This is a genomic window from Metabacillus endolithicus (genome assembly GCF_023078335.1).
Taxonomy (GTDB): domain Bacteria; phylum Bacillota; class Bacilli; order Bacillales; family Bacillaceae; genus Metabacillus; species Metabacillus endolithicus.
Genome location: NZ_CP095550.1, coordinates 746,931 through 769,751, shown reverse-complemented (window position 1 = coordinate 769,751; position 22,821 = coordinate 746,931). Strand labels below are relative to the sequence as shown.

Below are 22,821 nucleotides of genomic sequence, written 5' to 3'. Positions count from 1 at the left end.
TGATCAATGATACGTGGAATTTTGATTGGAATTTTATCAATCGCTGTAATTGGTACTTCTTACTGGGGGTACAAAGAACATCAAGAAAAAAGTGCAGTATTGATTCAAGCAGAAAATAGTTATCAACGCGCATTTCATGATTTAACCTATCGTGTTGATCAGTTACATGATAGAATCGGTGCAACTCTAGCTATGAACTCAAGGGAGTCGTTATCTCCAGCTTTAGCAGACGTTTGGAGAATTACTTCTGAAGCACAATCAGACGTAGGTCAGTTACCTTTAGCTTTATTACCTTTCAATAAAACAGAGGAGTTTTTAGCTGGAATTAGTGATTTTAGCTACAAAGCAGCTGTTCGTGATTTAGAAAAAGATCCGCTTACCGAAAAAGAATATAAAACACTAAAATCAATGTATTCAGAAGCTGCTGATGTTCAAAAAGAGTTACGCAAAGTTCAAAGTCTTGTTTTAGAGAATAACTTAAGATGGATGGATGTTGAGCTTGCTTTAGCCTCAGGACAAAAGCAAATGGATAATACAATTGTCGATGGGTTAAAAACAGTCGAAGAAAACGTCAAAAGTTACTCTGAATCTCAATTTGGTGCATCACTTACTTCTATGAAGAAAAACTTAGGTTTTGATAATTTAGAAGGAAAAGAAATAAATGCTGAAGAAGCTGAGAAAATAGCAAAGAAGTTTGTGGAGAATAAAGTAACTGACATAAAAGTAACCGAAAATGGTGACGGTGCAGGTTATGGATTTTTCAGTGTTTCCATGGATGATAAAGAACAAAAAGTAGACATAAACATGGACATTACGAAAAAGGGTGGATACCCAATATTCTTAGTGCAGAATAGAGAGGTTGCGGAAAAGAAAATTAGCTTGAACCAAGCAACAGAAAATGCTAGGAAGTTTTTAAATGAACACGGGTTTAAAGATTTAGATCTTTTCGAAAGTGCTCAATATGATAATGTTGGTGTATTTTCATTTGTTTCTATTGAGAATGGGGTCAGAATATATCCCGATGCTCTTCGCATGAAAGTAGCGTTGGACGATGGTCAAGTGATTGGCTTTTCAGCAAGAGATTATTTAGCTGCTCATAAAAAACGTGATATTTCTAAACCAAAGATTTCTAAAGAAGAAGCAGCTAAAATGTTAAATCCTAGCTTAGAAGTACAAGAAGACCGATTGGCTCTTATTTTAAATGAGTTTAAAGAGGAAGTACTTTGCTACGAATTTTTAGGAACAATCGAAAACGATACTTACAGGATTTTTATTAATGCAGAAGATGGTACGGAAGAAAAGGTAGAAATATTAAAAAATCCAGAGCCAATCTTCCAAGATGTTTAATATGTAAACGAGCAAGGATACCCTTTCTTTACTATGACTTGGGTATCCTTTTTATATTAAAACGAGTATTTCTTGTTTTGGACGAATATCAAAATACATGTAGGATGTTTATAAGTTAATTTGATCTCCACTATAAGAATGGTGAATAAATATTTGCACTCTTGCACAACGGATATGTCCATGCTTTAATAAGAAAGAGAGCAATAAGAAAGAGTGATATTGTGATAAAAATTGGGGATGTTATTTCGTTAGAAACGAAGGGCGCAAAATTAGAGAGACTAAAATGTAAACTAGTAGAAAAAAAGGGCAATAAACTATATATTGATTACCCTATAAACCAAGAGACAGGCCGTTCAGCCTTCTTAATGTTAGGGACGCAACTTGTTGCTTCGTTTGTTTCGAATGAAAGTGTTTTTCGTTTTCAAACAGAGGTTACAGGGCGAATAAAAGAAAATATTCCAATGATCTCACTTACGTATCCTGGTGATGACCAATTAATCAAAATTCAAAGAAGACAATTTGTACGTATTGATGCAAATCTAGATGTAGCCATTCATTCTTTGCAAAATGAGTTTCAAGCTTTTACTGCAGTTACAGCTGATATTAGTGCAGGAGGAACAGCATTACTTCTTCCGAAATCTATCAAATTAAAAGAAAAACAGGAAATTGTTATTTGGTTCTCCCTACCATTTCAAAATGAAGGAATTGAATACATTAAAGTAAAAGGTAAAATCATTCGGTTTATTCCTGCAGATCATGATTTATTTGTTAAGGCACCTATTGAGTTTCAAAATATCGATGAAGATACCAGGCAGGTTTTAATTCGCTTTTGCTTTAATCAACAAATACTCATTCGTAGAAAAGGGTTAACAGTCGAATAATTTTTGGTATTTTTAAGCATACTAGTAAAAAAATACCGGAGTTGAGCGGATTGAAACGATTTGAGCGAATTTTAATAAAACTAATTGTTATTCAATTCATTGCCCTAGTATGTGCACAGGTACTTATACAAAATACCACGGTTCAACCTTACTTATCACGAGTTGTCCAGTATGAAGGTGTAAACAAAATAACAATTACTGAATGGCTAGAAACGTTTAGTCAATAACATGATGCAGGTGTCTTCAAGCCTGCTTCATTTATTTGTTTTTCAATTTTGTCTAAGCAAAAACCATATGTAAAAACTACTTACCCTATATTTACAGATTCAATTCTTTAAGTTCTCATACCAAATAAGTTCTTTACACCAGCAAAGGCGTAAAAGACTACTAGACTAAAAACCTATTTGGAGGAAATAATGGAGCAAAAAAATTATCGGTGGCCATTGATGGACCAGCGGCTGCTGGAAAAAGTACAGTTGCTAAAATAATTGCAGAAGATTACTCATATATATACATAGATACTGGTGCCATGTACAGGGCTTTAACATTTAAAGCGCTACAAGAGGGGATCGATTTAAAAGACGAAAAAGCTGTGGCAGATATACTATCTAAAATGAAAATAGAATTACATCCTTCAAAAGACGGACAACTTGTCATGATAAATGGTGAGAATGTATCAGATGTGATTCGAACAAATGAAGTAACGAATAATGTTTCCTTTGTTGCTATGCATTCATTAGTAAGAGAAGAAATGTTAAAACGCCAACGTCAATTAGCAATTGAAGGCGGAGTTGTTATGGACGGACGAGATATAGGTACACATGTGTTACCTAATGCTGAATTAAAAATATTTTTAAGAGCATCTGTTGAAGAGAGAGCAAAAAGACGCCATGAGGAAAATGTAAAAAAAGGATTTTCTTCTAATTATGAACAACTAAAGCAAGAAATTGCAAATCGTGACAAGCTTGATTCCGAAAGAGAGGTTGCTCCTCTGAAGAAGGCAGAAGATGCGATTGAAATTGACACCACAGCTTTGTCTATCCAAGATGTTGTTAGAAAAATAGAAGATTATTTAGAAGAAAGGCTTTGATAACGTGTCATTATATCCATTTGCCCGGTCAGTTGTTGCTGGTATTTTAAAACCAACGTTTCGTATTAAAGTAGAAGGACTTGAGCATTTCCCCAAAGAGGGCGGGGTCTTATTGTGTACCAATCATATTAGTAATTTAGATCCACCTGTTGTTGGGGTTACAGCTCCAAGAAAAGTATTGTTCATGGCAAAAGACGAACTTTTTCAAGTGCCGGTTTTGAAACAATTACTGAACAATTTTGGTACATTTCCTGTTAAGCGTGGTGGAGGCGACCGTGAAGCGTTAAGAGCTGGATTAAAAGTTCTTAAAGAAGGAAATGTATTAGGATTATTCCCAGAAGGTACAAGAAGCAAAGATGGAAAACTCGGTAAGGGTATGCCTGGTGCCGGTTTCTTTGCGCTTCGTTCTACAGCTGCAGTTGTTCCTTGTGCTATAATAGGACCATACAAATCTTTTTCAACGCTAAGAGTTGTATACGGAAAGCCAATAAATATGGAAGAATATCGTGAGAAAAAAATTAGTACCGAAGAAATGACATCTATTATTATGGAAGAAATAGGTAAACTTATCCAAAAATAATGTAAATCTTAATACTTCTTACTTGACAAAAAGTAGCATTTATTAGAAGTTTAAGTAGGACGTATTTTTCATTTTATTTTTGGGGGAATTTATGATTCTTTAATAAAATGAAAGCATACATATATTTTATCAAAAGTCGCACAGGTTTTGACAAGGAGGTAATTGAGATGGTAGAAGAACTAAACAGTGTTCAAGTGGAAACACCTGAAGTTGGTGATGTTGTAAAAGGAATCGTAACAAAGGTTGAAGAAAAACAGGTGATTGTCGAAATAGAAAATTGTAAGCATTCCGGTATCATTCCAATCAGCGAACTTTCTAGTCTTCATGTGGAAAAGGCTTCTGATGTAATAAATGAAAATGATGAACTAGAATTAAAGGTTTTAAAGGTGGAAGAAGAAGCGTTAGTGCTTTCAAAAAGAGCCGTTGATGCTGAAAAAGCATGGGATGCATTAGAACAAAAATATGAATCTAAAGAAGTTTTTAATGCAGAAGTTAAAGATGTTGTAAAAGGCGGACTTGTTGTTGATTTAGGTGTAAGAGGCTTTATTCCTGCATCTTTAGTCGAAGCTCATTTTGTTGAGGACTTCTCTGATTATATGGGGAAAACTCTTTCTTTAATTGTTGTAGAATTAGATCGTGAAAAAAATCGTGTCATTCTCTCACATCGTGCAGTAATTGAAAAAGAGCAAAATGAAAAGAAATCAGAAATACTTGATTCTATAAATGTTGGTTCCACAATCGAAGGAACAGTTCAACGCCTAACAGATTTTGGTGCATTTGTTGATATTGGTGGAATTGATGGTTTAGTTCACATTTCACAATTATCACATAGTCATATTGACAAACCATCAGATGTAGTGGAAGAAGGACAAAAAGTAACCGTTAAAGTTCTTGGAATAGATCGTGATAATGAAAGAATATCATTATCAATTAAAGAAACTCTGCCTGGACCTTGGGCTAACGTTACTAATAATGTAAAACCTGGTGATGTTCTAGATGGTGTAGTTAAACGTTTAGTATCGTTTGGTGCATTTGTTGAAATTCAACCTGGTGTAGAAGGACTTGTTCATATTTCACAAATTTCAAACAAACATATTGGTACTCCACAAGAAGTTCTTGAAGAAAATCAAGAAGTGAAAGTAAAAGTATTAGATATAAATGAATCTGATAAACGTATTTCTCTAAGTATTCGTGAATTAGAAGAAACGACAAAAGCATCAAATGAAGATTTGACAAATTATCAAGCAGCACAAGAAGAATCTTCTTCAGGTTTTCAATTAGGTGAAATGATTGGAGATCAATTAAAAAAATTAAAATAAAACGGTGATATGGTGAGTAAAAGAGCGCAAAGGAAAATAGAACATATTCAGCATGCATTATCTACTGGACAACAACGTTCCAATGGATTGGATGATGTTACCTTTGTTCATCAAAGCTTACCAAACCTGTCTGTTGATGATATAAATTTATCATCTAATGTTGGCGAACTTTCCTTGAGTTCGCCTCTTTTTATAAATGCAATGACAGGTGGTGGCGGTGAGGACACGGTTATCATTAACGAAGCACTGGCAAAAGCTGCTGCAGAAACTAAAATCGCTGTAGCAGTAGGTTCACAAATGTCTGCAATCAAGGACAGTAGTGAAAGACCTTCCTATGAGATTATGAGGAAAGTTAATTCAAAAGGAATCATACTAGCTAATTTAGGTAGTGAGGCTACAGTTGATCAAGCTAAAACAGCTATTGATATGATCGAAGCAAATGCTTTGCAAATTCATATAAATGTTGTTCAGGAACTAGTTATGCCAGAAGGTGATCGAGATTTTACAAATGCTATTAAAAGAATTGAGAACATTGTTAAGAACGTAAAAGTACCTGTTATTGTGAAAGAAGTTGGCTTTGGGATGAATCGTGAAGTAGCATCACACTTAGCAGAGATTGGCGTATCTGCAATAGATGTAGGCGGTTTTGGCGGGACAAACTTTTCTAAGATTGAAAATATGCGTCGTGAACAAGTGTTAAGTTATTTTAATTCTTGGGGTATTTCTACTGCAGCTTCAATTGCTGAGGTGAAACATGGACAGCATGATATGTCTATCATCGGGTCTGGGGGTATTCAACACTCTCTTGATGTGGCTAAAGCAATAGGCTTGGGTGCGTCTGCTGTTGGAGTAGCCGGTTATTTTCTGAAAATATTTATTGAAAAAGGATATGATGAGTTAGTTCAAGAAATAAAACAGATACATACAGATTTAACCTACATCATGACAGCTCTTGGAGTGAAAACAATTAAAGGACTTCAGGAGGCTCCCCTTGTCATAAGTGGAAATACACATCATTGGTTAAATGAAAGGGGTATCGAAACATCATCCTATAGTAGAAGGTAAAAAGCTGGTCAATACTTGACCAGCTTTTTATTTTACTTATCAAAAAGTATAAGCTTTTCTAATTATCTGTTTCTTTCTCTTGCGGCTTCTGGTCCCTCTACTCTTGTTGCACCAGGATAAGTTAAAGATTGATCACGATCTGACTCAACACGTTGACTTTTTCTTAATTTCTTTTCTTGTCGATCTTTTCCCATTTACATAACCTCCCTATATAAGGTATACCTTAACTTTTGTCTTTTTCATGTTAATCATAACTACTATTTTTTACTAATTTTCGATTAAAGCTAATTGGAAATAGACATAATGGGAATAGTAGGAGGAGTGAGATGGAAGGAATCATTTTTTACTGGTTTATGTGGTTAGGGTGGGTTGTGGTCACTTTCATAATGAGAAAAAACAAAAGTCGAGTGAAATTAGCGTTTTTCCTATTAGTTACAATATTAATAAGTAAGGTTTTTCTGGTTGTATCTACTTTTTATATCAATTGTTCATTAATCATGTTTTTGTTATTAGGATATTATTTAGCCGTGAAAAATAAACGCAAACTGGTTACTTTTTATTTGACCAATTTAACATTAACATTTGCATACGCAGGTATCATGTTATTTCACATTTATGATCCTGTTTGGTTTATATTCGATTACCGCATAATTGTAAGTCTGATTGTCAGCTTACTTGCTATTTACTTGGGCAAGGATTCTTCCCAACGATTTACATTTTATTTGATTTCAGTCTCTCAAGGGGAGTTTTTATATTGGTTGATTATGAGTAAATTCCATGATCAGTTAACATTTGGTACTGCTGCCTTTTTAGATATGATAGTAATTGGTTGTGCAATGATTTACTTATGGACAATTTTGCAACAGTTTACATTATTAGTAGAACAATCACTACACAGATTTCAAAAACAAACAAAGGAGAAGCAGGGATAATATGAGTGAATATACGATACCAGTGCTTTTTGGAGTTGTTGTTGGAGTATTAACCAGACTTCATATGCTTAAAACTGATTATAGACAATACCCCACTTACTTGCATGGGAAAATCATCCATGTTGCCCTTGGCTTTATTGCAGCTGGCTTAGGGACAGTTGCTGTTCCTTCCATAATGGAAGAAGATTTTACAGCGATTACGTTTCTTACTTTAGCTGCTTCTCAATTTAGAGATGTAAGGAATATGGAAAGAAATACACTAACTGTTTTAGATGGCTATGAACTTGTCCCTAGAGGGAATACATATATAGAAGGAATTGCCATTGCTTTTGAAAGCAGAAATTATCTTGTCATATTCACTTCACTTTTAACTACTTTTGCTTACTTGGTCCTTAATATTTATGTCGCTATTATTGTTGGAATTATTTGCTTCATTGCTTGTCGTAAACTCATGTCCGGAAGTAGAATAAAAGATCTTGTAGACATAAAATTTGTAGAACCTCATTTTGAAGGTGCGGGACTATATGTTGACAATATTTATATTATGAACATAGGTATTCCTGACAAGCAACAGGCTATCCTTAAATATGGGATGGGGTTTATATTAACACCTAAGAATGCCAACTCAAAAACAACCATTGCTAACTTGGGGCAACGACAAGCCATTCTTCATGATGTGTCCACTGCATTAGGAGTTGTTCGTGATTCCGGAGAGCCTGCACTTGTGCCCTTAGCTAAAAGAGATTTAGATGACGGACGCCTTGGGGTGTTTGTTTTACCGCAAGATCGAGATGTTGACAAAGCCATACAAGTGATTGGAGATACACCGACCCTTGAAAATGCAATAAGAATGCCATCTGAAGCGAAGGCGAACCGTCAAGGAGGGGAATAAATTGAGTGCACTTGAAAAATACATATTGGCTATTATTACAACTGATAAAACAAAAGCAGCTGGTGGAACCGCAATTTTCATTTGTAAAACACAGGAAGAAATGCACTTTTACGCCAAAAATTTAGAAGCAATATTAGATGGAATTGCACATGGTATTGGAGAAGACATGTATGTTGTTGTTAAACACTAAGTTGTGAAATGAAGTAATGTCTGATAATATATAAAAGTTAAGCCCTTCTTTTCAAGCAGAAGGGTTTCTTTTATAAGAGATCTTATTTTAGTATTTTGTGGTAGTTTATATTTAGCCATATAGGCTAATGAATACATATATGAGCTTAACTTTAAGTCCAATTTTATCACACTATCAGAAAATGAATGGTGGTATCTGAAAATGGACCGAAACGTTTGTAGAAATTTTTCGTATACGTTTGTAACAAGATGTCTAACTAGCCTTTTATAATCGTTACTTTCCTTTTACTTTTTTTAGGAATTGTCCAAGAAAGTGGTGTATTATGAAACGGGTTTGATATGAACATTACCATAATTGTAACTCTTATGATAAAAAATTGAGTTTATATAAGTCAGGATGGTGTAACTAATGGCAAAACCAGTTATAGCAATAGTTGGAAGACCAAATGTAGGTAAGTCAACAATCTTTAATCGTATTGTAGGAGAGCGTGTGTCTATTGTTGAAGATATCCCAGGTGTTACTAGGGACAGAATATATAGTTCTGGAGAATGGTTGACTTATCAATTTAATATTATTGATACGGGTGGAATAGATATTGGGGACGAACCTTTCTTAGCGCAAATCCGTCATCAAGCAGAGATAGCTATCGATGAAGCTGATGTTATTGTGTTTTTAACAAATGTTCGTGAAGGGGTTACGGCTGCTGATGAAGAAGTAGCTAAAATTTTATACCGTTCCAATAAACCGGTTGTATTGGCAGTTAACAAGGTAGATAATCCTGAAATGCGCGCAAATATTTATGATTTTTATTCGTTAGGATTTGGAGAACCATTTCCGATCTCAGGCTCTCACGGTTTAGGTTTGGGTGACTTATTAGACGAAGTTGCAAAACATTTTAAAAGTCCAGGAACTGACGATTACGATGAAACAACAATAAAATTTTCCCTTATTGGCAGACCTAATGTTGGGAAATCCTCTCTCGTTAACGCGATTTTAGGAGAAGACCGTGTTATCGTAAGTGACATCGCAGGTACTACTCGGGATGCGATTGACACAGTTTATAAATATGAAGGACAAGAATTTGTTATCATTGATACTGCAGGTATGCGAAAAAAAGGAAAAGTATATGAAACAACTGAAAAATATAGTGTCCTTCGAGCATTAAAAGCAATTGATCGCTCAGATGTTATCTTAGTCGTAATAAATGGAGAAGAAGGAATCATTGAGCAGGACAAGCATATTGCCGGATATGCTCATGAAGCTGGAAAAGCAGTAGTAATTGTTGTGAATAAATGGGATGCTGTAGAAAAAGATGAGAAAACAATGAAGGAATTTGAAGTTAATATACGTGATCACTTTAAGTTCTTAGATTATGCTCCAATTGTATTCCTTTCAGCTTTAACTAAAAAGCGAATTCATACGTTAATGCCTCATATTATACTAGCTAGTGAGAATCACTCAAGAAGGGTTCAGACAAATGTTTTAAATGATGTGGTAATGGATGCTGTTGCAATGAATCCAACTCCAACACATAAAGGCAAACGATTAAAAATATTCTATACAGCACAAGTAGCTGTAAAACCACCTACTTTTGTTGTTTTCGTTAATGAGCCGGAATTAATGCACTTTTCGTACGAACGCTTTTTAGAAAACCGTATTAGGGCTGCATTTGAATTTGATGGTACACCTATTAAGATTTTTGCTAGAGAACGCAAATAATAGCCAAATCTTATTGTTTACCTTCAAGGTTAGTAATGTTTTAAAGGTAAAGTAACAGGTAATCCTGTTACTTTTTGTTAAAATTGTTCTGAAAGGTGTGATAACATGGAACAAATTACGGTAGTAGGTGCGGGGAGCTGGGGAACAGCACTAGCCATTGTTCTTGCTGATAATGGACATCGTGTAAAGTTATGGGGGCATCGTCCTGAATTAATAAACGAAATTAATTCGACACGAAGAAATGAAAAGTATCTCCCAGGTATTGACCTCCCGGAAAACATTGTTGGTTATTCAGATTTTGAAGAAAGTTTAAAAGATGTAAAGACTGTTATATTAGCCGTACCAACAAAAGCAATACGTGAAGTTCTTAAAGATATAATTAAGGTCATAAAAGAACGCGTAACGTTTGTTCATGTTAGTAAAGGAATTGAACCGGATACTTTGCTGCGAATTTCAGAAATTATTGAAGAAGAAGTGCCATCTCAGCTATTAAGAGATATTGTTGTCTTATCTGGACCAAGTCATGCAGAGGAAGTTAGTCAACGACATATCACAACCGTTACTTCTTCATCAAAAAATATGAAAGCGGCTGAATACATACAAGATCTATTTATTAATCAAAATTTTCGTGTTTATACAAATCCAGATATTATCGGTGTGGAAATTGGTGGGGCATTAAAAAATATTATTGCGCTAGCCGCGGGGATTACAGATGGACTTGGCTATGGAGATAATGCGAAAGCTGCCCTTATCACAAGGGGATTGGCCGAAATTGCACGTCTAGGTAGTAAAATGGGAGGAAACCCTTTAACTTTCTCTGGACTAACAGGAATTGGAGATTTAATTGTAACGTGTACAAGCGTTCATTCGAGAAACTGGCGTGCTGGTAATCTTTTAGGTAAGGGTCATAACCTGGACGAAGTGTTAGAAAACATGGGGATGGTTGTTGAAGGGGTAAGAACGACAAAAGCAGCCTATCAGCTTGCTCAAAAATACCATGTGAAGATGCCAATTACTGAAGCGTTATATGAAGTGTTATTTAACGGTAAATCTCCAAAAGAAGCGGTTGATTCGTTAATGGCCCGTGTTAAAACTCATGAAATGGAAGACCTGGTAAATATCATGGAGAATCGTTAATTTAGGTGACGTATAATCATCTATCAGCATATGATAACAAGAAATAAAAACAAAGGAACAATATCCTATAAGGTTTAAGATTACTTCGTTTATGGATTGTATGATTTTTGTCAATCTAATCCTAAAAGCCTGTACATTATCTAAAGTGAAAGTTTAATGGCGTAACTAGGCATTAGATGATACAAAACATAATACTTCCGCATAAAATGCATGGTAGTCAAATAAGAGTTGTTCTTATAGTTTGGGTACTATTTAGTCGGTTCTGTGGCTGAAGTAAAGTTCGTCCCCTCTTTACTTCAGCTTTTTTGTTTAAACGTTTACTTAGAGTATTTAAATGAACTTTACCTCCTTGGACAAGCCTCTAAAAGTATAATATAATCAACCATGGAGTTCGACATTATTTATTTTATTGTTTAAGTCTTAATATTTCCCTGAGTTTTTTGTATGAGGAGGAGTCTTTATGAGTGTAAACCCTTATGAAGATGTGGATTTCATTTGCATCAATGGCTTTTATGTTTATCTCAATTTTACTCATTTATTTAAGTCGATTTAAGTTAAAAGGTATATTTAAAGTAATTGTTTCAGTTTTTGCCTATCTTTTTATGATTCTAGCAGGGTTAATTATCTTGTTCGTTGTTTTCACTGGACCTGTATCGGAATAATACTTAATAAAAGGATGTTATTTAGAATGAAATTCTATAAGATTTTGATAGTGATTTTTGGTTGCATCCTTTTATCTGGATGTCTTTACCCGGAAGAAAAATTACAGAAAAACACAGTACCTTATGATGACCAAATAACTGCTGTGCAGAAGTCTGTAGATCAATACCAACAAGATACAGGTGGGTTGCTGCCGATCAAAACAAAGGATATGTCAACACCTATTTATCAAAAGTATCCTATTGATTTTTCTGCAATAACACCTAAATATATGGCTGAGCCACCTGGTACAGCCTATGAAAGTGGTGGGATCTACCAGTATGTGTTAGTGGATGTAGAAGAAGATCCTACTGTTAAATTAATTGATTTACGCATTTCTGAGGAGATACATGAGTTGACGATCAAATTAAATGTCTATCGTCAAGCGAACGGATATCCACCATTTGAAGATCTTATTACAAATGATATCTATACATTAAACTATGAAAAATTAGGTTATAAAGAGCCGCCGATGATTGCGAAGCCCATATTCAGGAGAATATTTACCTCTAGTTATAGATAAAGAGGCAAAAATTTATGTGGATTATCGCATCGATTTATCTAAAGCTTTACAAGATAGTACGCACAGCTTTAAGCCTGGCGATGATATTCGCGGTGTTCTTGTAGACGGGAAACCTTTTGTACCTGCCTATTCCTTACCTTATACAATAAATGATGCCGGCGAACCGATCTTTGATACAGCTGGCCAATAAATTCTTTTTAAAAAATTTTAAAAATAAGTCATGAACCCTTCTTTGGAGAATACACTCTAAAAGAAGGGTTTTCTTTTTTCGCTTTTATGACCAATGACTAATTTGGAGAATACCTAAAAAAATTTAGAAACAAAGTCATAAATAAATAGGACAATGTCATACATATATAATGTCCTATAAGAAAACGGATAAGCTTTATCCCAATATTGTATGATCGGGAGGGGATCACTTGGAAAAAGTAGATATTTTCAAGGATATCGCTGAACGAACTGGTGGCGATATATATTTAGGAGTAGTTGGTGCAGTTAGAACAGGTAAATCTACTTTTATTAAAAAGTTCATGGAATTAGTCGTACTACCTAACATTGACAATGAATCTGACAAAGCTAGAGCTCAAGATGAATTACCACAAAGTGCAGCTGGTAAAACAATTATGACTACTGAGCCGAAATTTGTCCCGAATCAAGCAGTTTCTATTCATGTAGATGAGGGTCTTGATGTCAATATTAGATTAGTAGATTGTGTAGGTTACACAGTTCCAGGAGCCAAAGGGTATGAGGATGAAAATGGTCCTCGCATGATCAACACTCCGTGGTATGAAGAGCCAATACCTTTTCATGAAGCAGCAGAAATTGGTACACGTAAAGTAATTCAAGAACATTCAACACTAGGATGTGTCATTACGACAGATGGTTCCATCGGTGACATTCCACGCCATGATTATTTAGAAGCTGAAGCTAGAGTTATTGAAGAGTTAAAAGAAGTAGGAAAGCCGTTTATTATGATTATTAATACGGTTCATCCTCATCACCCAGAAACAGAAGCCCTTCGCAAAGAATTAAATGAAAAATATGATATTCCTGTCCTCGCAATGAGTGTTGAAAGCATGAGAGAAACAGATGTCATGAGTGTACTAAGAGAGTCTCTATACGAGTTCCCTGTGCTTGAGGTGAATGTAAATCTCCCAAGCTGGGTTATGGTATTAAGAGAGGATCATTGGTTAAGACAAAGCTATCAAGAGGCTGTTAAAGATACAGTTAAAGATATTAAGAGGTTACGCGATGTAGACCGTGTTGTAGGTCAATTCAGCGAGTATGACTTTATTAATAGAGCAAGCTTGGCTGGTATTGAAATGGGGCAAGGAATTGCCGAGATTGACCTATATGCTCCAGATGATCTTTATGATCAAATCCTTAAAGAAGTTGTAGGGGTTGAAATTCGTGGTAAGGATCATTTACTACAGCTAATGCAAGACTTTGCTTATGCGAAGGCAGAATATGATCAAGTTTCTGATGCACTCCGAATGGTGAAGCAAACTGGTTATGGTATTGCAGCACCAGCCCTTGCGGATATGAGTCTTGATGAACCTGAAATTATTCGCCAAGGTTCTAGATTTGGAGTTCGCTTAAAAGCTGTTGCACCTTCCATCCATATGATCAAAGTGGATGTTGAATCAGAATTTGCGCCAATTATAGGCACAGAAAAACAGTCAGAAGAACTTGTTCGATACCTTATGCAAGACTTTGAAGATAACCCACTTTCCATCTGGAATTCGGATATTTTCGGACGCAGTTTAAGTTCAATTGTACGAGAAGGTATACAAGCTAAATTATCATTAATGCCTGAAAATGCTCGTTACAAGCTAAAAGAAACATTAGAAAGAATTATCAATGAAGGCTCTGGCGGATTAATTGCCATCATATTATAAAGATTTGACCTCTATTCTAAGAGGTCTTTTTTTGTTTTATTAGAAATAAATAATGTCATAAATTCCCTTGCGTCAAAACGTACGTTCGTAAAAAAAGCGTAAATCCTTGATACAAGTGGTTTTTTATTCGGTAATTGCTTGATTCGCTTGAATGATTGTGTTAATCTTTTTAAAGAAATTGTTTTCTCTATTGGTCGATTCTTCCTAAATAACCAATATTCATGATGAAAATCATTGAAATATGTAGAAAAATCGTATAAGATAAGCGTGTTGATAGTAATATCACGATATCATGTATACAATTAATCAAAACTGTGAAGAAATGAAGACTAATAAGAGTTCCATCCCTTTGGGAGGAGGTGAAAGGCATGAATAAAACAGAACTTATCAACGCAGTAGCAGAAGCTAGTGAGTTATCTAAAAAAGACGCAACTAAAGCAGTTGATGCTGTTTTCGATACAATTTTAGATGCACTAAAAGACGGTGATAAAGTACAACTTATCGGTTTCGGTAACTTTGAAGTTCGTGAGCGTGCGGCTCGTAAAGGTCGTAACCCACAAACTGGTGAAGAGATTGAAATTGCTGCAAGCAAGGTGCCTGCTTTCAAACCAGGTAAAGCACTTAAAGATGCAGTAGCAGGAAAATAAGTTTAATTTGTCATGTAATTACTATTACATACAAGCTTTCTTCACAGAGCCCCTTATTTAAGGGGCTTTTCATTTGTAAGAAAACAAATTCCTCTAAGTTAATCCACTTTGCTTTTCATCCTTTGATTATGCTAGAATCTCTACAAATGAATGTCCAGGAGGTCCCAACATGAGTGAAGTTAATTTTGAACAGATTGAACACGCTGTAAAATTGATTCTTGAAGCGGTAGGGGAAGATCCTAATCGCGAGGGTTTGATAGATACACCAAAGCGAGTGGCGAAAATGTATGCTGAGGTATTTAGCGGGTTAAATGAAGATCCATCTGAACATTTTCAAACGATTTTTGGGGAAGATCATGAAGAACTTGTATTAGTTAAGGATATCCCGTTTTATTCAATGTGTGAACACCACCTCGTACCTTTCTACGGAAAAGCTCATGTAGCATATATACCTAAAGGTGGAAAAGTAACAGGATTGAGTAAACTTGCACGTGCAGTAGAGGCAGTAGCGAAACGACCACAATTACAGGAACGGATTACATCAACCATAGCTGATAGTATTAATGAATCACTCGATCCACACGGAGTAATGGTCGTTGTTGAAGCCGAGCATATGTGTATGACAATGAGAGGGATAAAAAAACCTGGGGCACAAACGGTTACGTCTGCTGTAAGAGGGGTATTCCGAAAAGATGAGGCATCAAGAGCAGAGGTACTATCTTTGATAAAAGGATAAGTACCTATACAGGATGGAAGCAAAAACATATTAATAGGTTTTACTTAACAGGAATGGTATGATAGATAAGACAACATTCTGTAAATAGGCAGGTGCAGGGATGAATCAAAAAAATGACTTCGTTGTGATTAAAGCAATTGAAGATGGCGTTCATGTAATCGGACTGACAAGGGGTTCTGATACACGTTTCCATCATTCGGAGAAACTAGATAAGGGTGAAGTGATGATTGCGCAATTTACTGAGCATACATCAGCAATCAAAATAAGAGGTAAAGCACAAATTCAAACTGGAATTGGTGAAATAGAGAGTGATTCTCGTAAATAAGCAGGTTCTCCTGCTTTTCTTTGCGTTTAACGAACTTTAAGATTGCATATCAATAAATAACAATTACCTATAATTGTGGTATAATGGTACAGGCTTAAATTTCTTCTTAAAAAATGATATATAATATATAAAGTAACATTGATAGGCAGAATTAGAAAAGTGGAGTGAAAAGTATGCAATTGTCCCCTTTTCTAGACGAGGCGAGTACAAAGTTTAGTTTAAGAAAATAATACATGTAATTAGAGATAGAATGTTATTTTGGGGACAAGGGTGATTTATTTGCAGGACATCGAAGTACATTTAGCAAAATTAAAAACAGCACTAGAGGAGAAACTTTCACATCCCTATTTAGCAAAACATTTACCTTCACCTACAATCGACGAAGATAAATTGCTACTTTTTTATGCAATTTTTGATGAGATAGACCTTTCGGAGAAATTAAAAGAAAGTTATATAGTGACAGCTATGCTTGTTCAGATTGCCCTTGATACACATGATGATGTTTCGACAAAGACTAATATCGAACCTGGAGAATTTGTACAAAGACAGTTAACTGTTCTTGCAGGTGATTATTTTAGTGGACTATATTATTTATTACTATCAGAAGTTAAGGATATTAAGATGGTTCGAACATTAGCCTTGGCTATTAAGGAAATCAATGAACATAAAATAAGACTTTATTATCATGATGAAGAAAAAATGAGTTCGTCTTTTAATAGTCTTCAAGTAGTTGAAACAAGTCTTTTTCAACGTGTAGCTGATCATTTTAAACTTGACTTTTATAACATGCTTAGTACACATTTTTTAACATATAAAAGACTATCTCATGAGAAATTTCAGTTTGTACAAGATGGAGGTTTTGATCATTCTGTTAAAAATTCCTCATTTTCAATTCCCTTTTTAACAGAAGCATGTAATATGTATTTCGAGAAAACTGCATCACTACTTGATAAAGGATTCCAAAAGGCTCCTTCTTTAAAAAGTCTGTTGATAGAACGACTTCATACAATTCGTTTTCACGAAGCATTACTACATGATAAAAAGACAGTGGAAGAAGGTATGTAATATATGAATCAGTCTAAAGAAGAAAGAGTGCATGGAGTATTTGAGAAAATTTATCAAAATTACGATCAAATGAACTCTGTTATAAGCTTTCAGCGCCATAAGGCATGGAGAAAAGAGACAATGAAACGGATGAACGTAAAACAGGGCCAAAAAGCACTTGACGTTTGTTGTGGCACAGCTGATTGGAGCATTGCACTTTCAGAAGCAGTAGGACCAAAAGGAAGTGTTACCGGTCTTGACTTTAGTCAAAACATGCTTAAAATTGGTCAACAAAAGATCAAGGACCTTGATTTACAAAATGTAAACCTGATTCATGGAAATGCGATGAAGCTTCCATTTGAAGACAATTCTTTTGACTTTGTGACAATTGGGTTTGGTTTAAGAAATGTACCAGATTATATGCAAGTGCTACAGGAAATGAATCGTGTCTTAAAGCCGGGTGGAAAAGCAGTATGTTTAGAAACTTCCCAACCTACCTTACCGATTTTTAAACATTTTTTCACAATTTATTTTCGTTATATCATGCCTATGTTCGGGAAGATATTTGCTAAAAGCTATAAAGAATATTCTTGGCTACAAGAATCTGCACGGGATTTCCCTGGAATGGTTGAATTAGCAAAGATGTTTCAAACAGCAGGCTTTAAACAAGTTGAAGTCAAAGCTTTTACCGGCGGAGTTGCTGCTATGCATTTAGGAGTCAAGGAAAAAGAAAATAATTAAAAATATACGGCATGACCACTTTTATGTTTTAAGAAATGTGAGTAATATTGCTTGCTCTTTTAACATAGTGGTCATTCCTATTTATATGGTATATCGTGGAAGTAAGGAGAATTCATTAATTCAGGGTTTAAGGTGAAAACGTATGAAACTAAAAGCAATGTATTCATTTTTAAATAATGATCTAACAATAATTGAAAAAGAGCTTGAGAAGACTGCTGTTTCAGAGTATCCTCTTTTAAGACAAGCAAATTTGGAGTTGCTGCAAGCAGGAGGGAAGCGAATTCGTCCTGTTTTTGTTTTGCTCTCAGCAATGTTTGGTAACTATGACATTCAACGAGTAAAGCATGTTGCTGTTGCACTTGAAACAATACATATGGCATCTCTCGTACATGATGATGTGATAGATGATGCAGAATTAAGAAGGGGCAAACCAACTGTTAAATCAAGATATGATAATCGTATTGCGATGTACACAGGTGACTATTTATTGGCACGTTCATTAGAAGTGATGACGAATATTGAGGATCCATTGGCTCACAAAATTTTATCTCAAGCCATTGTTGACGTTTGTTTAGGAGAAATTGAGCAAATAAAAGACAAGTATCAATTTGATCAAGCACTAAGAACCTATTTAAGACGTATTAAGAGAAAAACTGCATTGTTAATTGCTGTTAGTTGTCAATTAGGAGCTGTTTCGGCAGGTGCTTCTGAGGATATACATCGCAAGCTCTATTGGTTTGGCTATTATGTTGGGATGTCATTTCAAATTACCGATGATATTTTAGATTTCACTTCGACCGCAGAAGAATTAGGCAAGCCAGTAGGAAGTGATCTTTTACAAGGTAATATCACACTACCAGTACTATTTGCACTTGAAGACCCAATCATGAAAAGAGATATAGAAAAAATATCAATGAAAACTACACCGGAGGATATGCAGCAGATTCTAGAGAAAATATTAAATTCCGGGGTGATAGAGAGATCGGCGCAAGTTAGTGAAAGATATCTTCATAAGGCGTTTCGTATTTTAGAGGAATTACCTAAAAATCGAGCGCGATCGACTCTTCAAAGTATTGCAAAATATATTGGAAAAAGAAAATTTTAATCTTTTCTAAAATTCTCCATCCCATGATTGAAATATTTTACCTCTCATGATATTATTCTTTTGGGGTATGAAAGCCTATACATAAATTTTTATGGGGTGGAGATGTTATTATGGAAAAAACATTTTTAATGGTTAAACCTGATGGGGTTCAACGACAACTTATTGGGGAAATTGTCGGTAGATTTGAAAGAAAGGGCTTTCAATTGGTTGGTGCAAAATTAATGACCATTCCTGTTGAACTTGCTGAGAAGCATTATGGAGAACATAAAGGAAAACCCTTTTATGATGAATTAGTTCAATTTATAACTTCCGGACCAGTGTTTGCAATGGTTTGGCAAGGTGAAAATGTAATTGAGTTATCAAGAAAAATGATGGGAAAAACAAATCCAAAAGATGCTGAACCTGGAACAATAAGAGGAGATTATACGATGTTTGTAAGCAAGAACATCATTCACGGCTCGGATTCAACTAAAAGCGCAGAAAGAGAAATCTCACTTTTTTTCCAAGACAATGAATTAGTGGAATATGATAAGGCATTAAATACTTGGATTTATTAATAATACGGAAGCTGGCATATGCCAGCTTCTTTTTATATACACTAAGACAGAAAATTGTATTTTGACAAGTTTCCACACTTTTCTATAAAAATTGAGCAAATTCTTTGAATTTTAAGCTATACTATAAATTATTATTCTTATTTCTAAGGTATTTGAAATCAGAAGTTTTAATAGAGACCCATAATTCTGATTACAGGGTGATATAACAAACCCCTGATTTATTAGTAAGATCTTCAAACATCTATTGGATAAAAGGAAATGTAATAGGAGAGTTGCCCCATGGTTGATCAAGATTACGAACTGTTTATTAAAAACATCAAGAAAAATCAGGAATTGATCTTTCACTTTACAAAGAAGCTCAAATGAAAAGAAGATTGATTTCACTTTATGAAAAGAGGGGATTTTCAACCTTCTCAGAGTTTTTTGAGGGAATAAGTAAGCAAAACGAGCTTTACTTTGAGTTCTTAGATCGAATGACAATAAATGTTTCAGAATTCTACCGAAACTATAAAAGATGGCAGGTGCTTGAAGAAAAGATTCTTCCAAGACTATTAGAAAAGAACAGTAATCTGAAAGTCTGGAGTGCTGCATGCTCCACAGGTGAAGAGCCTTATACAATTGCGATGATTCTTTCTAAATTGATTCCACTTTCAAAAGTAAAGGTTCTTGCAACAGATATTGACGAAAATGTCATTGCAAGAGCTAAACTTGGAATCTATCCTGAACGTTCCTTAAATGAGGTTCCTGATGATATTAAGCGGAAGCACTTCAAGCAGGAAGGAACCAATTATATTGTGAACGAGGATATTAAAAAAACGGTGCAATTTAAAAAGCAAAATTTATTGTCAGATTCTTTTGATTCAAACTTTGATTTAATAGTATGTCGCAATGTTTTAATTTATTTTACGGAAGAAGCTAAAGAAGGCTTATATATGAAATTTAGTAACGCATTAAAACCTCAAGGGGTTTTCTTTGTTGGAAGCACTGAGCAGATTTTTAATGCTGATCGTTTTAACCTTACTTCAGTAGATACATTTTTTTATCAAAAGAAGTAAAAACTTGCTATTTTTTTAAAGTAACTTATGATATATTTGTACTTAAAAGCGTTAGTGCGTTGAAGGGAGAGAGAGCAAATGAGATATTTAACAGCTGGTGAATCTCACGGGCCACAATTAACAGCTATAGTCGAAGGTGTTCCATCAGGATTAAATTTAACTGCGGAAGCTATTAACATCGATTTAGCAAGAAGACAAAAAGGGTATGGCCGCGGAAGAAGAATGCAAATTGAAAAAGATCAAGTTCAAATTTTAGGTGGAGTAAGACATGGGAAAGCACTAGGATCACCAATCTCCCTTGTTGTTGAGAATAAAGATTGGAAGCATTGGACAAAAATTATGGGTGCCGAACCAATAACTCCTGAAGAAGAGCAAGAGGTAAAACGCCAAATAACTCGTCCTCGTCCAGGTCATGCAGATTTAGTTGGTGCTATGAAATATGGACATAGAGATATGAGAAATGTTTTAGAGCGTTCTTCTGCTCGTGAAACAACAGTTCGAGTGGCTGTTGGTTCGTTAGCTAAACAAATTCTAGCTGAGTTAGGGATTAAAGTGGTAGGTCATGTCCTTGAGATAGGTGGAGTTAGAGCAGAGAACAATGAATATCAAGATATTGATGATTTGTTAGCAGTTACGGAAGAGTCACCGGTTAGATGTTATGACCGTGAAGCTGAAACGAAAATGATGGAAGCAATTGACAATGCTAAAGCAAATGGAGATTCTATTGGAGGAATTGTTGAAGTTGTTGTTGAGGGCTTACCTGCTGGAATAGGCAGTTATGTTCATTATGATCGCAAGCTTGATAGCAAAATTGCAGGTGCCATCGTGAGCATTAATGCATTTAAAGGTGTTGAGTTTGGTATAGGGTTTGAAGCTGCTCGGAAGTTTGGAAGCCAAGTTCACGATGAGATACTGTGGAATGAGGAAGAAGGATATACAAGAAGAACAAATAGATTAGGTGGTTTTGAAGGCGGAATGACAACTGGAATGCCAGTTGTAGTTCGAGGAGTTATGAAGCCAATTCCAACACTATATAAACCATTACAAAGTGTTGATATTGATACAAAAGAACCTTTCACAGCTAGTATTGAACGTTCTGATAGCTGTGCTGTGCCAGCAGCAAGTGTTGTTGCGGAAGCTGTAGTTGCTTGGGAGATTGCAAATGCGATTGTTGAACAGTTTGGTTTGGATCGTATGGATCTTATTAAAGAAAATGTTGAAGAAATGCGAAAATATTCGAGGGATTTCTAATGAAGTCAATTGTCATCCATACACAAGACTCAACTTATCCAGTTATTGTCGGGGAAGATGCAATAAATGAACTCTTAGGGATACTAAAAAATCTAGAGCCCTCTAAAGTACTTGTTGTAACAGATACAAATGTTGATCGTTTATATAGTGATTTCTTAATCGACAAGATTAGACCTACTTATACGATCTGTAAATATGTTATCAATAGCGGAGAAGAGGCTAAGTCTTTTGATGTTTTTTATGACGTACAAACCTTTGCATTAAAGCAGCAATTAGATCGTAAATCTGTTGTTATTGCGTTTGGTGGAGGAGTAGTAGGTGATTTAACAGGTTTTGTTGCAGCAACCTATATGAGAGGAATTCCTTATATACAAGTACCTACAACATTGCTAGCACATGATAGTGCCGTTGGAGGAAAAGTGGCAATCAATCATCCCGAAGGAAAAAATATGATTGGGGCTTTTTATCAGCCTAAAGCGGTAGTATATGATAGCAAGTTTCTAAAAAGTCTTCCTGTAACAGAATTACGATCTGGATTTGCAGAGGTTATTAAACATTCACTTATTAAAAGTGAATCCTTCTATGAATTTTTGGTAAAAGAAATACAACAGTTAGAAGACATTACATCTGAAAGGTTACAACGAATGATACTTGAAGGTATTCAAATCAAAGCAGACGTTGTAACAATAGATGAAAGAGAGTTAGGTTTACGCGAAATTTTGAACTTTGGCCATACTCTAGGTCATGCAGTTGAGGCAGAGGCTGGTTATGGAAAACTCTCACATGGAGACTGCGTAGCAATTGGGATGTTATTTGCCACCTGGTTAAGTAATAAATTATTACAAGCTGACTTACCATACCGTGAGTTGAAAACATGGTTTGCTACGATTGGTTTTCCAGTAGAGGTCCCTGATTCATATACAAATGAGCAATTAATAGCCAAAATGGTTAAAGATAAAAAAACAAAATCTAATCAAATTAAAATGATTTTATTAGAACGTATTGGAGAAACAACTTCTGCAACTTTCAGCAAAGAAGAGCTCCAATCCTTACTTAACGAGTGGAGAGAGCAGGAACGGGGGAGAGCG

Annotated in this window: 23 protein-coding genes and 3 pseudogenes; 25 read left to right on the top strand and 1 reads right to left on the bottom strand. The window is 35.2% G+C overall.

Annotated elements, in window-relative coordinates:
- The first annotated feature begins 6 nt into the window (after window positions 1–6).
- From ypeB to fni, 7 genes are all read left to right on the top strand, one after another.
- Entirely contained in the window at window positions 7–1,347 is a 1,341-nt protein-coding gene (gene ypeB / locus MVE64_RS04275; RefSeq protein WP_247344085.1) for a germination protein YpeB, read from the top strand.
- Window positions 1,348–1,568: 221 nt separating this feature from the next.
- Window positions 1,569–2,228: a flagellar brake protein gene (locus MVE64_RS04270; protein ID WP_247344083.1), complete on the top strand. Its 660-nt coding sequence runs from the start codon at window positions 1,569–1,571 to the stop codon at window positions 2,226–2,228.
- 50 nt (window positions 2,229–2,278) lie between these two features.
- Window positions 2,279–2,455, top strand: a complete 177-nt coding sequence (locus tag MVE64_RS04265; protein WP_098796200.1) for a YpfB family protein — start codon at window positions 2,279–2,281, stop codon at window positions 2,453–2,455.
- 209 nt (window positions 2,456–2,664) lie between these two features.
- Window positions 2,665–3,318, top strand: a complete 654-nt coding sequence (gene cmk, locus MVE64_RS04260) for a (d)CMP kinase (protein ID WP_247344080.1) — start codon at window positions 2,665–2,667, stop codon at window positions 3,316–3,318.
- 4 nt (window positions 3,319–3,322) lie between these two features.
- Window positions 3,323–3,898, top strand: a complete 576-nt coding sequence (locus MVE64_RS04255; RefSeq protein WP_231307785.1) for a lysophospholipid acyltransferase family protein — start codon at window positions 3,323–3,325, stop codon at window positions 3,896–3,898.
- Between the two features lie 167 nt (window positions 3,899–4,065).
- Window positions 4,066–5,217, top strand: a complete 1,152-nt coding sequence (rpsA, locus tag MVE64_RS04250; protein WP_231307784.1) for a 30S ribosomal protein S1 — start codon at window positions 4,066–4,068, stop codon at window positions 5,215–5,217.
- A gap of 9 nt (window positions 5,218–5,226) precedes the next feature.
- Window positions 5,227–6,282 (top strand): type 2 isopentenyl-diphosphate Delta-isomerase, encoded by a 1,056-nt coding sequence (fni, locus tag MVE64_RS04245; protein WP_247344077.1) that lies wholly within the window; start codon window positions 5,227–5,229, stop codon window positions 6,280–6,282.
- A gap of 62 nt (window positions 6,283–6,344) precedes the next feature.
- Here the strand turns inward: fni and MVE64_RS04240 are convergent, their stop codons facing one another.
- A complete protein-coding gene (locus tag MVE64_RS04240; protein ID WP_121662610.1) occupies window positions 6,345–6,476 on the bottom strand; it encodes a YpzI family protein in 132 nt (43 codons plus the stop codon).
- 132 nt (window positions 6,477–6,608) lie between these two features.
- Between MVE64_RS04240 and MVE64_RS04235 the strand changes: the two genes are divergently transcribed.
- The 18 genes and pseudogenes from MVE64_RS04235 to aroB form a co-directional block, all read left to right on the top strand.
- On the top strand, window positions 6,609–7,214 hold the full coding sequence (locus MVE64_RS04235) for a YphA family membrane protein (protein ID WP_247344074.1): 606 nt from the start codon (window positions 6,609–6,611) through the stop codon (window positions 7,212–7,214).
- Between the two features lies 1 nt (window position 7,215).
- The gene (locus tag MVE64_RS04230) at window positions 7,216–8,106 is read left to right on the top strand and encodes a YIEGIA family protein (protein ID WP_098796168.1); all 891 of its coding nucleotides are present in this window, start codon (window positions 7,216–7,218) and stop codon (window positions 8,104–8,106) included.
- A gap of 1 nt (window position 8,107) precedes the next feature.
- A complete protein-coding gene (locus MVE64_RS04225; protein WP_247344072.1) occupies window positions 8,108–8,296 on the top strand; it encodes a capping complex subunit for YIEGIA in 189 nt (62 codons plus the stop codon).
- 408 nt (window positions 8,297–8,704) lie between these two features.
- Window positions 8,705–10,015 carry a ribosome biogenesis GTPase Der gene (der, locus tag MVE64_RS04220; RefSeq protein WP_247344069.1) on the top strand — a complete coding sequence of 437 codons (1,311 nt, stop codon included), beginning with the start codon at window positions 8,705–8,707 and terminating at the stop codon, window positions 10,013–10,015.
- A 105-nt stretch (window positions 10,016–10,120) separates the two neighbouring features.
- Complete coding sequence (locus MVE64_RS04215; RefSeq protein ID WP_247344067.1) at window positions 10,121–11,152, top strand: NAD(P)H-dependent glycerol-3-phosphate dehydrogenase; 1,032 nt, start codon at window positions 10,121–10,123, stop codon at window positions 11,150–11,152.
- A 476-nt stretch (window positions 11,153–11,628) separates the two neighbouring features.
- Entirely contained in the window at window positions 11,629–11,814 is a 186-nt protein-coding gene (locus MVE64_RS04210; protein ID WP_247344064.1) for a DUF2768 domain-containing protein, read from the top strand.
- A gap of 14 nt (window positions 11,815–11,828) precedes the next feature.
- A pseudogene (locus MVE64_RS04205) lies at window positions 11,829–12,564 on the top strand (hypothetical protein).
- 229 nt (window positions 12,565–12,793) lie between these two features.
- Complete coding sequence (gene spoIVA, locus MVE64_RS04200) at window positions 12,794–14,272, top strand: stage IV sporulation protein A (protein WP_098796162.1); 1,479 nt, start codon at window positions 12,794–12,796, stop codon at window positions 14,270–14,272.
- A gap of 368 nt (window positions 14,273–14,640) precedes the next feature.
- Window positions 14,641–14,919 carry a non-specific DNA-binding protein Hbs gene (hbs, locus tag MVE64_RS04195; RefSeq protein ID WP_034332307.1) on the top strand — a complete coding sequence of 93 codons (279 nt, stop codon included), beginning with the start codon at window positions 14,641–14,643 and terminating at the stop codon, window positions 14,917–14,919.
- Window positions 14,920–15,088: 169 nt separating this feature from the next.
- Window positions 15,089–15,655, top strand: a complete 567-nt coding sequence (folE, locus tag MVE64_RS04190; protein WP_247344061.1) for a GTP cyclohydrolase I FolE — start codon at window positions 15,089–15,091, stop codon at window positions 15,653–15,655.
- Window positions 15,656–15,755: 100 nt separating this feature from the next.
- Window positions 15,756–15,980: a trp RNA-binding attenuation protein MtrB gene (gene mtrB / locus MVE64_RS04185; RefSeq protein WP_121662600.1), complete on the top strand. Its 225-nt coding sequence runs from the start codon at window positions 15,756–15,758 to the stop codon at window positions 15,978–15,980.
- A gap of 279 nt (window positions 15,981–16,259) precedes the next feature.
- Window positions 16,260–17,045, top strand: coding sequence for a heptaprenyl diphosphate synthase component 1 (locus tag MVE64_RS04180; protein WP_247344058.1), 786 nt, complete (start codon window positions 16,260–16,262; stop codon window positions 17,043–17,045).
- Window positions 17,046–17,048: 3 nt separating this feature from the next.
- Window positions 17,049–17,765 (top strand): demethylmenaquinone methyltransferase, encoded by a 717-nt coding sequence (locus MVE64_RS04175; RefSeq protein ID WP_247344055.1) that lies wholly within the window; start codon window positions 17,049–17,051, stop codon window positions 17,763–17,765.
- A 142-nt stretch (window positions 17,766–17,907) separates the two neighbouring features.
- A complete protein-coding gene (hepT, locus tag MVE64_RS04170) occupies window positions 17,908–18,870 on the top strand; it encodes a heptaprenyl diphosphate synthase component II (protein WP_247344052.1) in 963 nt (320 codons plus the stop codon).
- A 110-nt stretch (window positions 18,871–18,980) separates the two neighbouring features.
- Window positions 18,981–19,427, top strand: coding sequence for a nucleoside-diphosphate kinase (ndk, locus tag MVE64_RS04165; protein WP_247344049.1), 447 nt, complete (start codon window positions 18,981–18,983; stop codon window positions 19,425–19,427).
- Between the two features lie 279 nt (window positions 19,428–19,706).
- Window positions 19,707–20,482, top strand: a pseudogene (locus MVE64_RS04160) (CheR family methyltransferase).
- Between the two features lie 78 nt (window positions 20,483–20,560).
- A complete protein-coding gene (gene aroC, locus MVE64_RS04155; RefSeq protein ID WP_247344047.1) occupies window positions 20,561–21,733 on the top strand; it encodes a chorismate synthase in 1,173 nt (390 codons plus the stop codon).
- Window positions 21,733–22,809: pseudogene (gene aroB / locus MVE64_RS04150) on the top strand (3-dehydroquinate synthase); the annotation flags it as partial. The gene aroC and the pseudogene aroB, both read left to right, overlap by 1 nt.
- Window positions 22,810–22,821 lie beyond the last annotated feature (12 nt).